Here is a 13,010-nt window from a genome sequence, read left to right on the forward strand (position 1 = left end):
GTGTGCGTGACGCGGTGTGAGCACCGTCTCGGCCGGTGTCCGCGGCGCCCCGTGCCCGCAGGTTCCGCGGCGCCGGTTCGACGGTGTTCCGTATGTCGGTGCCGGTTGCTACTTTTCGCGTCGAAGCGCAACGACGACGAGCGGGGCCAGTATGACCACGGCAACCACGACCTATCTCGAACTGTCGGAGGAAGGAGGATCGGCGCACAAGTTCTACGAGGTCGCGGTGGACGGCACCCAGGTGACGATCCGGTACGGGCGGATCGGTGACCAGGGGCAGAGCAAGGTCAGCTCCTTCGCCGACGCGCAGAAGGCGCAGGCGGCGGCGCAGAAGAAGATCGGCGAGAAGGTCCGCAGGGGCTATGCCCCCGCGGTCCCGGGCGCGCGGGCGGCACGGGCGGTCACCCGGCGGGCGATCACCAGCGGACGTTCCACCGCCCGGACCGCACCGGTGCTGTGGACCTTCGATTCGGGTGCCGCGGCGTTCGGTATCTTCATCGACTCCGAGCGCTGCTGGGTGGGTAACGAGCACGGCGACGTCTTCACGCTCACCCCGGCGGGTGAGGTGACCGGGCGCTTCCGGCTACCCGACTCGGTCAAATGCATTGTCGCCGACGACTTCTGGATCTACGCCGGCTGCGACGACGGCCGGGTCTACGATCTGTCGGGCAAGGTGCCGCGGGCGGCCTACGATATCGCCGCCGATGTCGATATCTACTGGCTCGATATCCACGACGGCATCCTCGGTGTCTCCGATGTGCAGGGCGGCCTCACCGTGATCGACCACGAGGAAGAATCGCTGTGGTCGCGGCGCAGCGATGGGGATTCGGGCTGGATGGTGCGCATCGACGCGGACGGGGTGTACCACGGGCATTCGGGCGGGGTCACGAAATACGACCTGGCCTCCGGTGACCATCAGTGGCACCGCGGCACCGGCGGAGCGGTGCTGTTCGGCTGGCAGGAGGCCGGGGCGGTGTACGCCGGTACCGCGCGTAACCAGGTGCGCATGCTGGACAAGGGCGGCCGCGCCGACCGGACATTCCAGTGCGACGCCGCGGTGTACTCGTGCGCGGCCTCGCCGGACGGACGCTACGTCTTCGCCGGTGACAACTATTCGTCGGTGTACTGCTTCGACGCCGACGGTCGCCGGCTCTGGAAACTCGGCACCGGCTGCGGTTCGGCGTATTCGATGCAGTATCACGACGACCGGCTGTACCTCGTCACGACCGCCGGCACCCTGGCCTGCCTCGATGTGAGCGAGACCGCGGTCCGCGACGCCGAACAGGGTGTGCTGCCGCAGACCGTCTCGGTGAAGGCGCCGCCGCTGGCCGCCGTGGTGCCCAGCAGCACCGTGGAGGTGGCCACCGATGCGGGAGGTGGCGTGGTCGTCGAATGTATCGATGTGGGCGGGCGTCTGCGGGTGCACATCGTCTCACCGGGCTACCGGCGGGAGTGGAATGTGCAGTTCCCCCGGGATATCCGGCAGGCCGGCACCCGCTATGTGGTGGACGGGGTGGCCGAGTCGGCGCGCGGTGGGTTCTACCGGGTGCGCGGGGACATCCGCCGGCTGACCTGATCAGGCGCTGCGCGCACGGATCTCGACGTCGAAAGCGGCCCGGGCACCGGCTCGGGGAACCCACGGTGCGCGAGGCGCGGGTGGCGGTGGTTCCCGCGTGACACCGGTGCGCGCGGCACCGGTCACTGCGGACCCGGCGCCGGCCCGGCGGAGCCGAATTGTTCGCGCATCCGGCCGGGCGTCATCCCGAAATACCGGGTGAAGTTCTGGCGGAATGTAGAGGCGGAGCGGAAACCGGACCGGTAGCCGATCCTCGACAGTCGGGTTCGGATCGCGTAACCGGTCCCGCGCCTGCCCAGGAGGGCCTGACCGATATCGCCCGGCACGCGGGCGCCCACCGGGTCGGGCCGAGCCTGCGGGTGCACGGTGATTCGCTGGTGCTGCGGGTCTCCGACGACGGACGCGGCGGGGTGGCCGACGACGGGGGACCGGCATCGGGCCGATATCCCGCAGAAGATGGGATTACGTGATCGGCCGGCGCTGACCCGCTATGCCATCCGCGCGGGGCTCATCGAGCCCTGGACACGGTCCGGTCACCGGAGTGGGCTCTGCGTCTCCGCGCGCGCCGCCCCAGGGCAGCAGGGCGGCACTGACCGGCAGCGCCAGCGCCGCCACGCCGATCGCCGCGCGTACGCCGATCGCGGTCGCGAGTACACCGCCGAGGGCGATGAACGCGGGCTGGACGCATCTGGCGCTGATCGACCAGGCGGTGCCGACGCGCACCATATGGTCGTCGGCGGTGTGGTTCGTGCGATAGGCGGCGAACACCGGGTTGAATACGCCGGCGCAGAAGAGCAGCAGCGTTTCGGCGACGAGGACGACGGCGAGCCCGAGCGGCCCGGGCCCGGCGAGTACGAGCAGTCCGGGCCAGCAGGTACGCAGCGTGCCGGATCCGAGCAGGACGGCGTGTTCACCGAACCGGGCGACGAGCCGCGGGGCGCACCACGACCCCAGCAGGCCGCCGAGCCCCGGCACCCCGAGGGCCAGCCCGTACTGCCATGGCGGAAAACCCAGTTCTCGCAGCATGAGCAGCGCCAGCAACGGCGAGATGAGCACCAGTGAACCGCCGAAGAGCATGGCGTTCCAGAACAGCCGGTGCAGGGTGGGATGCGCGAAGAGATAGGTCCAGCCCGCTCTGATCCCGGCCGGGGTGGGACGGTTGCCGTCCCGTTGTGGGGGAGGGGTTTCGGGCGTGCGGATCCGGCGGATACCGAGCGCCGACACCAGATGTCCGAGCGAATCGACGATCAGGGTGGTCGTCGTCCCGAATACCGTGACGAGCAGTCCGCCGACCGGGCCGCCCAGTGTGGTCGAGGTCCAGAAGGTGGTCTCCAGCCGGGTTCCGGCTCGGACCCGTTGCCGTGCGGGGACCAGGGTTTTGAGGTGCGCGTCGCGCGCGGCATTGAAGACGACGGCGCACAGTGTCTGGACCGCTGCGGTCACGCACAGGTGCGTGTAGGTGAGCATGTCGAACCGGGCGGCGATCGGCACCGAGATCAGCGCGGCGCACGCCGTGATACCCGCAACCGTCATGACGGGGCGTCTGCGCCGGAACTCGAGGAACGGGCCGAGCGGAAACGCGATCGCGGCCGCCGCCACCCCGGCGCCCGCCACCATCAGCGAGACCTGGAGATCGGAGGCGCCGACCAGCACGATCGCCACCAGCGGCAGCGCGCCGGCGCCGAGGGCGCTGCCCAGCTGGCCGGCGGTGAACGCGCCCCAGAGCCGGTAGAAGTCGGGCGGTAGCCGTCCGGCGGTATCGGGTCGGGGACCGGCGGGTCCATCGGGCCGGCGGGCACCGGTTCGCATCGTCCGATGGTGCCGTACCGCGGGCCGGGTGTGGGTCCCGGGCCTCGGCCGATCCTCTAGCCACTGCTCGGAAGGCCTATACGCTGAACAAGATTACCCTTTGGTGGCGCTCGGCGAGCCGAGTCGCCGAAGGAGCCGTATGGCGAGTGAGACTGCCGTGGCCCCCACGATGAACCAGATGCGGCGCCAGGACTTTTCCGTCCGAGCTGCCCGGTCGACGGCTGCGTCGAGGCGAATCGGACGCTGTGCCGGTGAAATGCGGTGTGCGCGAGTAGCTGCGCCCGCGGCAGTGTCCGGCCTCGGAAGAACAGCGGCGGTCATACCGACGGCCGCCGATATCGCCGACTTCACCACGGCGCCCGCCGCCGATATGTTCGAGCTCGGCGCCCGTGTGCAGGTGCTCGAGAAGGGGAGCCGCTTCTGGACCCGTGCCCAGTGGCTCTACGACCGCTACACCGCTCATTCCGGTCTGGACGAACTGAGCCCGGCCGATACGAAGAAGCTCGAGACCGAGATCTTCGGCGCCACCGTCGACGAAATCTGGGCGCGGGCCAGGGATTTCTGGCAGGCCCGCGATCCGAAACAGCTCACCCGCGCCGAACGGGACCGTAAACACCGGATGGCCCTGTGCTTCCGCTGGTATCTCGGGATGTCCACCCGCTGGGCCACCGAGGGCGAAACCGAGCGCCGCGGTGACTTCCAGCTGTGGTCCGGCCCGGCGATGGGTGCGTTCAACCACTGGGCGGGTTCGGATATCGGCGCGCCGGGAGTGGTCGAGATCGCGGAGAACCTGAAGCGCGGCGCGGTGTGGGGGGTCAGGGTGGCTCTGATACTCCGCTCGTCTTCCACATGCATACCGACACTCTCGAGCCTCGACATATGGTGAGGTCAAGCCCCGCGTTCCGGCCTCCGGGCCGCGGGGCTCACGCGAGTCGCTGTTCGGCGATCGGGGTACTGAGCGAAGTGCCGTTGAGTTCGAGATAGAGCTGGCGTTCGGTCACCGACACGGTGGCCGTATTACGGCGTTCGAGAACCGCCGCCGCGGCCTCGACGAAGGGCCGGTCGAAGGAGACGAGGGGGATGTTCGCGGCCTGATGGATCCGTTTGCCGGACAGCTGCGCCAGCACCTTGACGGGGTCGCGATGGGTGTACACCGCGACCCGCTCGGCGAGTTGCTACCGCGATGCACGCGGTCGGAATCGGGGGCGCCGACCTCTATCCACGCGGTGATCCGGCCGGTGAGATCGCGGACCAGAACCGCCGGTTCGGCGGTGGACGAGACGCCGCCGTCGCTGAAGGCGATGCCGTCGGTGTATTCGAGGCAGTAGGCCAGCAGCCGGGTGATCAGGAATTCCGTGGTCTCGGAGGGGTGCCGGGCCATCCGCAACTCCAGCTCCTGGTAGACGCCCCGATCGATATCGGACAGGTGCAGGGTGACGGTGTGCAGAGTCGCGCCGGTAGCCATAGGACGGTCAGCCTAACGAACGCGGTCGGCGCGGCCTCGTCCCGATCCGTGCCCGGCAGGAGCGGACGTGGCGACACGCGGTGCGCGCAGGCGCGGTGCGGAGCCGGAATCCGCACGGCTCGTGCGCCGGCGGCGCAGCGGTCCGGGGCGTCGGCGAACCTGTGCTGCCGGAGTTCCCGAAGGTGCCCCGGGCAAGCCGGACGGAAGGCTGGAGATACGCCACCCCGCCGGCCGGGCGCGCATCCGGCAGTAGCCCCGGCCGCCGGGCCGGGGCTACTGCCGTCGAGTGAAATCCGGGGGAGCCGGATCAGCCGAGGCTGAAGGGCTGACCCCAGACGCGGAATTCGGAGATGCCCTGGTCAGTGGTGGTCTCGACGCGGACGAAGGCGCGGGCTTGGGCGTAGCCGGCGCAGCCGTTGAGGCCGATGGTGGAATCGGTCCAGGTCACCGAGCCGTTGGGGCCGGTGAATTTGTTGGCGAAGGTGTGGCCTTCGTCGCCGTAGACGTCGGGCTTCTCGATATCGAGCAGCAGGAACGAGGTGGCCTGACCTGGGCCCAGGGTGAGGTTGGCGCCGGAGCTGAGGCTGCCGGTCACCTTGTCACCGGAGGAGGTCACCCCGGCGCCACCGTTGCCGGCGCCACCGCTGATATCGACCTGGCAGCCCACGACGTAGCCCGGGGTGATCTTGGTGCCCTTGTGCGGGCCGTGGACCTCGACCTGTGCGCTGCCGGAGACCCAGGCGTTGCGGTGCAGCGGGGTCGAACCCATCGACGGGTTGATCAGCGCCGACTCGTTCGCGATGCGGGCGGTGATGTTGAGGCCGTTGGGCAGGGTGTGGTTCAGTTCGGCACCCGGCAGCGGTACGAAGGTGTCGGCGTTGGCCGCGCCGGTGGAGAACAGGCCCACCGCGGCCGCGGACGCGGCCGCCAGGCTCGCGGCCCGGACGACACTTTTCTTGATGACAGACATGACAGTTTCCCTCTCGGAAAAGAATTCCGTTCAGCGACGGATTGGATCGACCAGATACGACGTGCGTCAGCCGATGCTGAACGGAGCTCCGTACAGGGTGGTCTTCGAATAGTGTTCGCCGATGATTTCGACGACGGCGTAGGAACGGGCCTGTGCGTATCCGGCGCAGCCTTCGATATTGATTTCGACGTCTTTGTAGTCGACCCAGTACACGCCGGGCTTCGGGATATCGACGCCTTCGACGTTGACGAATTTGACTTCGCCGGGGCCGAGTTTGATGCCGAGCGAACCGCTGGCGCCCAGGCTGGAGGTGCTCACGCTGGCCGATACGCCGGCGGAGATGGCGTTGTCGGCGATGCTGACCTGGCAGCCGACGATGTAGCCGGCGCTGACGCGGGAGGTGCCGTGGGTGGAGGAGTTGTTGGTGCCGGGGGCGTTGGTGGGGCCTTTCCAGGGGCCCGGGGTGCCTTCCGGGGTCTGGCTGACGTCGGCGAAGACGCGTCCGCTCAGCCAGGCGACCCGGCCGGCGCCGTTGGCCGACAGCGACGGCGAGATGAGCGCGCTCTCGTCGACGCGGCTCAATTTCACGCCGGGTCCGAGCTTTTCGCCGCCGGGGAGCGGCACAAAGGTGTCGGCATTCGCCATGCCTCCGGCGACGCCCAGTACCGCCGCCGTCATCGCCGCGGTGGCAGCAATCGACTTGATATTCATCGTGGTTCCCTCATGGTTTTGCGAATTGTCGCCCTATTTCGGCCGGACGGTGCCGTCCGGCGAAAAGGGCAGCAGTGATCCCCGGGCCTGTACGACGCACGCGCGTAGGCCGCGGTTCGGGGGTATTACTGCGCAATCGCAGGTGAAATCCGGGGGTTACGAAAACCCACCGGTGGTGTCGGATCGTCTTCCTGGGCGATCAGGTGACGAATGGCTGCATCATCTATCCCTCATCCTGTCTATCTTCTTGCAACCCGGCCGGATTCGGCCGGAAACTCTGCGGCGAGGGGGAGAGCAGGCGCACGGGCGTCAGCAGCGTCGGAGTCCACATCCCTCACACCTCTCGCTCGTGCGTCGTTGCGCCGGACGGATGCTCACCCGGTTCGGGGTGGGCACCGTTCGCGGACACCGTGGGTGCGGTGTCGGCGCAGTCTGTTGCCAGCTCGTCTGTAGTTAGGTTAGCCTTCGCTCACTATAAAGCCTCGTCAACGTTTTTCGTGAGCGATGACAGTGGCCTACATCACACGGGCCGGAAGGACGATTCGATGCACAGAAGTTGTGACACCGCCTCATGACTGCCGGTTCGTCCTATGAATACCACACATATGTGGGTGTCCGCAGGTGGTCTGGATGGTTGCTGGCAGCGATATTTCTGGTAATCGCCTGCTTACTGAGTCTCCGGGTCGGGGTAGCGCATATTCCGATCACGGAAATCATTAGTGCACTGTGGAAGCCCGATGGCTCACCCGGCGGCCTGGTCATCAGCGAATACCGCCTGCCCCGTACGCTGCTCGGATTGCTCGCCGGTAGCGCACTGGGGGTCGCGGGCTGCCTGATGCAGGGTCTGACCCGCAACCCCCTCGCCGATCCGGGCCTGCTCGGCATCAACGCGGGCGCCGCGTTCGCCATCGCGGTCGCCGTCGCCTACCTGGGCGCCGACGAGATCTCCTCCTATGTCTGGTTCGGCTTCGCGGGCGCCGCGGTAGTGTCGGTGGCGGTGTATCGGCTGGGGACCGTCGGGCGCGGTGGGACCGATCCGATCCGGCTCACCCTGGCAGGTGTCGCGGTGACCGCCGTGCTCACCGGTGTCACCAAGGGGCTGATCCTGCTGAACTCGACCGCCTTCGACACGATGCGGCAGTGGGATGCCGGTGCGCTGACCGGTCGCGGCTACGACGTTCTCGCCGGCGCCACGCCCTTCGTCGTGGCCGGGCTGATCCTGGCCTTCGTCGCCGCCCGCTCGCTCAATGCGGTGGCGCTGGGCGACGATCTGGCCCGCGCGCTGGGCGTACACGTGACCCGCACCCGGGCCTGTACCGCGCTCGCGCTGATCCTGCTCTGCGGCACCGCCACCGCGGCGGTCGGCCCGATCACGTTCGTGGGCCTGGCGGTGCCGCATATCGCGCGCTGGATCGTCGGCCCCGACCACCGCTGGATCGTCGCCTATTCCTTGGTCCTGGCGCCCGCGCTGGTGCTCTTCGCGGATGTGGTGGGCCGGATCGCCATCCCGCCCGACGAACTGTCCGCCGGTGTGGTGACCGCGTTCCTGGGCGCGCCGGTGCTGATCTGGCTGGCCCGCCGCTCGGAGATGAGGCAGTCGTGACCACCGTGCGCAAGCCGCCGCGCCTCGGCGCCGCCTCGACCATCGATTTCGGCCGGTCGGTCCGGGTGCTGCGGCTGCGCGGTGTCACCACCCGCTTCGGGATGCGCGGCCTCGTGGTGACGGTCGCGCTGCTGGCCGCCGCCTGCGTGGTGGCGCTGCTGGCGCTGGGCACCGGCGATTTCGCGATCCCGCCGGACCGGGTGGTGCGGGCGCTGCTCGGCAACGGGGTGGGCGGCGACGAACTGGTCGTACGGGAATGGCGGATGCCCCGGGTACTCATGGCGCTGGTGCTCGGCGCGGCACTCGGGATCAGCGGCGCGATCCTGCAGTCGGTCACCCGGAACCCGCTGGGCAGCCCGGATATCGTCGGTTTCAACTCCGGCGCCTACACCGGTGCGCTGCTGGTGCTGCTGTCCGGTGGCGGCTACTACGCCACCGCGGCCGGTGCGCTGGGCGGCGGACTGCTCACCGCGCTCGCGATCTTCGTGCTGGCCTTCCGGCAGAACGTCAAGGGTTTCCGGCTGATCATCGTCGGTATCGGGGTCGGCGCGATGCTGGCCGCGGTCAACACCTGGCTCATCCTGCGCGCCGACCTCGACGAGGCGATGTCGGCCGCCGCGTGGGGCGTCGGGACGCTGGACGGGCTCACCTGGGACGAAATCGTGCCGGCCCTCGTGGTGCTGGCGATGCTGGCCGTCGCGGTGGTTCCCGCCGCCTACCGGTTGCAGGTGCTGGAGCTGGGGGACGACGCGGCGCGGGCGCTCGGGATCCGGGTGGGGCGGGCGCGCCTGGTGCTGACCGTGCTCAGTGTCGCGTTCACGGCGGTCGGCACCGCGGTGGCCGGCCCGATCGCGTTCGTCGCGCTGGCGGCGCCGCAACTGGGCCGGCGCCTGGCGCGTACCCCGACGACCGCGATCCTGCCGGCCGCGGCGATGGGTGCGCTGCTGCTGGTGGTCTGCGACTGGATCTCGCGCCGCGCATTCGCGCCGACCACCCTGCCGGTCGGGGTGGTGACCGCGTCGATCGGTGGCGCATATCTGGCCTATCTGCTGGTGGCCGAGGCTCGACGGAACTGAGGAAATCATGGTGGACGAAAAACCCGGGCACAGTGCCGCCGACGGGAGCGCCGCGCCGGCCAGGTTGCGCGCCGACCGGTTGCGCCTGGGCTACCGCGGCCGGGTCATCAGCGACGAACTGACCGTCGATATCCCCGACGGCACCTTCACCGTCATCATCGGCCCGAACGCCTGCGGGAAATCCACCCTGCTGCGGGCACTGTCGCGGCTGCTGGCGCCCGAATCCGGTGCGGTGCTGCTCGACGGGAAACAGATCGGCAGCTATCCGGCCAAAGAGGTCGCCCGGCGGATCGGGCTGCTGCCGCAGACCTCGACCGCGCCGGAGGGGATCCGGGTCGCCGATCTCGTGGCGCGCGGCCGGTATCCGCATCAGTCGCTGATCCGGCAGTGGTCGCGGCGCGACGAGGAGGCCGTCGCCGCGGCCATGGCCGCCACCGGGGTGGCCGAACTGTCCGGGCGGCTGGTGGACGAACTGTCCGGTGGTCAGCGGCAGCGGGTGTGGATCGCGATGGTGCTCGCGCAGGAGACGCCGATCGTGCTGCTCGACGAACCGACGACCTTCCTCGATATCGCCCACCAGATCCAGCTGCTGGACCTGTGCCGCGAGTTGAACCGGGAGACCGGGCGGACGGTGGTCGCGGTCCTGCACGATCTGAATCACGCCTTCCGGTACGCCGATCATCTGATCGCCATGCGGGACGGGGCGGTGATCGCGGCCGGAGCGCCGCGCGAGATCGTCACCGCCGAACTGGTGCAGCAGGTGTTCGACCTGGGCTGCCGGGTGATCGACGATCCCGAAACCGGCGCCCCGCTGGTGGTTCCGCTGGCCCAGAACGCGGTGCGCGCGGGCTGAACGCGACAAACCGGACAGGACCTCTTGCCGGATAGATGTTTTACTTTAATAAAGGTTAGGCTAACCTCAACTGTGGTTGTGTGTCGTGCCGGTCGATAGAGGGACCGGTATCGGCACCGTACCGAATGTGGTTCACAGCGAAGGGAGTTGCCGTGCCGGCGGCAGAGCAGGATGCCTCGAAGGCCAGCGATCCCGGGTTACCGCTCACCGGCCCTCAGCTGGGAATATGGAACGCGCAGCTGTTCGACCCGGACTCCGGGCGCTATCTGGTCGGTGAGGTCCTCGAGATCTCCGGCGATACCCCGATCGACGTCGAGGCCCTGTCCGAGGCGATCCGCCGCACGGTGGCCGAAGCGGAGAACATGCGGCTGCGGTTCCGCGATACCGCGGCCGGTCCACGGCAGTACGTCTGCGACGAACCCGCCGTACTGCAACCGGTGATCGACCTGCGCGGTGCGGCCGAACCGTATTCGCTCGCCCACGAGGCGGTGGCACTGGAACGTCATCAGGCGGCGCAGCGGTGCCGCGGCATGGTGGACCGGCGGTTGTACAACTACACGCTCATCCGGCTCACCGACTCCGAGGTCTGGTGTGTGCAGCTGTACCACCACCTGATCGTCGACGGCTACAGTGCGGCCCTGCTGTCGCGCCGGGTCGCCGCGCACTACACCGCGCTGCGCCGGGAAACGGAACCGCCCCGGGCGACCTTCGGCACCATCGCCGAGCTGGTCGCCGACGAGCAGAACTACCGCGCCAGCGCGCAATTCACCGCCGACCAGCGTTACTGGCGTGAACAGCTCACCCCCGCGCCCTCGCTCGACGGCCGCGGGACCGCCCTCGGAGGCGCGGTGGAACGCACCCTGCGCGCCGAGGCGATCCTGCCGGTGGAAACGCTGGAACGGCTGCGCACGTGCACCGAGCGCTACCGGATCACCTGGGCCGACGGTCTGATCGCCTGCTACGCCGCCTATGTGCAGCGGCTGCTGGGCAATTCCGATGTCGTGCTCTCGATGTTGATGATGGGCCGGGTCGGCCGGGTCGCGCTGAGCACCCCGGCGATGGCGGTCAATGTGCTGCCGCTGCGGTTGACCGTGCACGCCCACGACACCGTCGGCGAGCTCGGCGTGCGGGTCGCCGAGACGCTGCGGGAAATGCGCAGGCATCAGCGCTACAGCGGTGCCGACCTGGCCCGCGACCTCAGCGGTTTCGGGGCGGGTGAACTGCTGCACGGAATCGGCATGAACCTCAAGGTTTTCGATTTCGCCCTCGACTTCGACGGCGCCAAGGGTGTGCTGCGGAACGTGGCCGGCGGTCCGCCGGAGGATCTCGGACTGGTGGTGACCCCGCTCCCCGACAAATCGGTGCTGCTCGGCTTCGAATGCGATGCCCGGACCAACGATCCGGAGACCGCCTACCGCCGGGTGGCGGGTCTGGTGCGGGTGATCGAGGCGTTCACCGAACTCGACAAGGTGGCCGTCGGGACCCTGGAACTGATCGACCGCGCGGACCGCGACCGCCTGCTGGCCGCGCGCTGCGGACCGCCCGCCGCCGGCACCGCCGAACCGGTGCCCGCCGCGCTGGACCGGATGGTCGACGAGTATGCCGGCGACACGGTCCTGGTCAGCGGTGCACAGCGCTTCACCGCCGGTGAACTCGGTGAGCAGGTGTACCGGCTGGCCCGGTATCTGCGGGACCTGGGTGTGACGCCGGGCGGCATCGTCGGTGTCGCGCTACCGCGGACCGCGGATCTGGTGGTCGCGCTGCTGGCCGTATGGCGGGCGGGCGGCACCTATCTGCCGCTGGACCCCGAACATCCGGTGTCCAGGCTCCAGACCATGATCGACGACGCCGCCCCGGTCCTGGTGCTCACCGACAGCGCCCTGGCCGGTGCCCTCGACGGGCCGGCAGTGGTACTCGACAGCGACCCGGTGCGCGAGGCGTTGCGCGGTTATCCGGGCACCCCGCCGACCGCGGCCGAGACCGGGACCGTCCGGGGTGATCACCCCGCCTATGTGCTCTACACCTCCGGCTCCACCGGTATGCCGAAAGGGGTGGTGATCGACCACACCGCGCTGGCGCAGCTGGTGGCCGGGCACCGGTCCGGGATCTACGCCGAGACCGTCGCACGGGCAGGCGGCCGGCGGCTCGCGATCGCGCATACGACATCCTTCGCCTTCGACGCCGCGCTCGACCCACTGCTGTGGCTGCTCGACGGTCATCGGATCCATCTGTACGACAGTGAGATCCGGCGCGATCCCGCGGCGCTGGTGGCGGCGATACGAACCGACGGAATCGAGGTGGTGGACGGGACCCCGACGCTGGCCGCCGCGCTCTTCGGGCACGGGCTGGCCGAGCTCGCGCCGCGGCTGCTCGTCCTGGGCGGGGAAGCCTGCCCGCCCGATCTGTGGCAGCAGGTGCAGCGCGCCGGGATCACCGCGGTCAATCTGTACGGCCCGACCGAGGCCACCGTCGACGCCATCGGCGCACCCGTGCGCGGCGCGGACCCGCATATCGGTGTCCCGTTGCCCGGGGTGCGGGCCTATCTCCTGGACAATGGACTCCAGGCGGTGGCCGACGGACAGCCCGGCGAACTGTATCTTGCGGGCGCGGGTATCGCGCAGGGCTATCTGGGCGCGCCCGGAATCACCGCTCAACGCTTCGTAGCCGATCCTTTCGGCCCGCCGGGGTCCCGGATGTACCGCAGCGGCGATCTGGCGCGCTGGGAGGCCGGTAGCGGTTATTTCTATTCCGGCCGTGTCGACGCCCAGGTGAAGATTCGCGGGCACCGGATCGAGATCGGCGAGGTGGAGGCCGCGCTGAGCGGGCTCCCGGAGGTCGCGACGGCGGCCGCCGATGTCGATGCAGACCGCCTGGATCTCGAACGGCACCTCGGCCCGCCCGTATTCGGCGCGGAGTTCACCGAGCCGGGCGATGGTGGTCTGCAGAT

Annotated in this window: 8 protein-coding genes and 3 pseudogenes; 7 read left to right on the plus strand and 4 right to left on the minus strand. The window is 69.2% G+C overall.

The window, feature by feature from the left end; all coding sequences use genetic code 11:
* Nucleotides 1–151: 151 nt before the first annotated feature.
* Both ACLML9_RS14395 and ACLML9_RS14400 read left to right on the plus strand, forming a co-directional pair.
* Nucleotides 152–1,576 (plus strand): WGR domain-containing protein, encoded by a 1,425-nt coding sequence (locus tag ACLML9_RS14395; RefSeq protein WP_411945997.1) that lies wholly within the window; start codon nucleotides 152–154, stop codon nucleotides 1,574–1,576.
* 420 nt (nucleotides 1,577–1,996) lie between these two features.
* Nucleotides 1,997–2,095 (plus strand): annotated as a pseudogene (locus ACLML9_RS14400) (DNA-binding response regulator); the annotation flags it as partial.
* A gap of 192 nt (nucleotides 2,096–2,287) precedes the next feature.
* Here the strand turns inward: ACLML9_RS14400 and ACLML9_RS14405 are convergent.
* Nucleotides 2,288–3,385, minus strand: a pseudogene (locus tag ACLML9_RS14405) (MFS transporter); the annotation flags it as partial.
* A 289-nt stretch (nucleotides 3,386–3,674) separates the two neighbouring features.
* Between ACLML9_RS14405 and ACLML9_RS14410 the strand changes: the two are divergent.
* Nucleotides 3,675–4,271 carry a hypothetical protein gene (locus ACLML9_RS14410; protein WP_411945998.1) on the plus strand — a complete coding sequence of 199 codons (597 nt, stop codon included), beginning with the start codon at nucleotides 3,675–3,677 and terminating at the stop codon, nucleotides 4,269–4,271.
* Between the two features lie 37 nt (nucleotides 4,272–4,308).
* Here the strand turns inward: ACLML9_RS14410 and ACLML9_RS14415 are convergent.
* The 3 genes and pseudogenes from ACLML9_RS14415 to ACLML9_RS14425 form a co-directional block, all read right to left on the minus strand.
* A pseudogene (locus ACLML9_RS14415) lies at nucleotides 4,309–4,850 on the minus strand (YaeQ family protein).
* Between the two features lie 307 nt (nucleotides 4,851–5,157).
* Entirely contained in the window at nucleotides 5,158–5,820 is a 663-nt protein-coding gene (locus ACLML9_RS14420; RefSeq protein WP_411945999.1) for an MspA family porin, read from the minus strand.
* Nucleotides 5,821–5,886: 66 nt separating this feature from the next.
* A complete protein-coding gene (locus ACLML9_RS14425; protein ID WP_411946000.1) occupies nucleotides 5,887–6,531 on the minus strand; it encodes an MspA family porin in 645 nt (214 codons plus the stop codon).
* A gap of 571 nt (nucleotides 6,532–7,102) precedes the next feature.
* On the opposite strand from ACLML9_RS14425, the gene ACLML9_RS14430 reads away from it, so the two are divergent.
* The 4 genes from ACLML9_RS14430 to ACLML9_RS14445 all read left to right on the plus strand — a co-directional run.
* Nucleotides 7,103–8,134, plus strand: coding sequence for an iron chelate uptake ABC transporter family permease subunit (locus ACLML9_RS14430; protein WP_411946001.1), 1,032 nt, complete (start codon nucleotides 7,103–7,105; stop codon nucleotides 8,132–8,134).
* Nucleotides 8,131–9,210, plus strand: a complete 1,080-nt coding sequence (locus ACLML9_RS14435) for a FecCD family ABC transporter permease (RefSeq protein WP_411946002.1) — start codon at nucleotides 8,131–8,133, stop codon at nucleotides 9,208–9,210. The genes ACLML9_RS14430 and ACLML9_RS14435 overlap by 4 nt, the downstream gene beginning before the upstream one ends.
* A gap of 7 nt (nucleotides 9,211–9,217) precedes the next feature.
* Complete coding sequence (locus ACLML9_RS14440) at nucleotides 9,218–10,063, plus strand: ABC transporter ATP-binding protein (protein WP_411946003.1); 846 nt, start codon at nucleotides 9,218–9,220, stop codon at nucleotides 10,061–10,063.
* A gap of 152 nt (nucleotides 10,064–10,215) precedes the next feature.
* A partial coding sequence (locus ACLML9_RS14445; protein WP_411946004.1) for an amino acid adenylation domain-containing protein occupies nucleotides 10,216–13,010 on the plus strand: 2,795 nt, incomplete at its 3' end.

This window comes from Nocardia sp. NPDC002869, from assembly GCF_046764065.1.
Lineage (GTDB): Bacteria > Actinomycetota > Actinomycetes > Mycobacteriales > Mycobacteriaceae > Nocardia > Nocardia rhamnosiphila.

Excerpts from the sequence above, each read along its gene's own strand:
- ACLML9_RS14395 (WP_411945997.1), top strand. The coding sequence starts at position 152 with ATGACCACGGCAACCACGACCTATCTCGAACTGTCGGAGGAAGGAGGA.
- ACLML9_RS14420 (WP_411945999.1), bottom strand. The coding sequence starts at position 5,820 with ATGTCTGTCATCAAGAAAAGTGTCGTCCGGGCCGCGAGCCTGGCGGCC.
- ACLML9_RS14425 (WP_411946000.1), bottom strand. The coding sequence starts at position 6,531 with ATGAATATCAAGTCGATTGCTGCCACCGCGGCGATGACGGCGGCGGTA.
- ACLML9_RS14430 (WP_411946001.1), top strand. The coding sequence starts at position 7,103 with ATGACTGCCGGTTCGTCCTATGAATACCACACATATGTGGGTGTCCGC.
- ACLML9_RS14440 (WP_411946003.1), top strand. The coding sequence starts at position 9,218 with ATGGTGGACGAAAAACCCGGGCACAGTGCCGCCGACGGGAGCGCCGCG.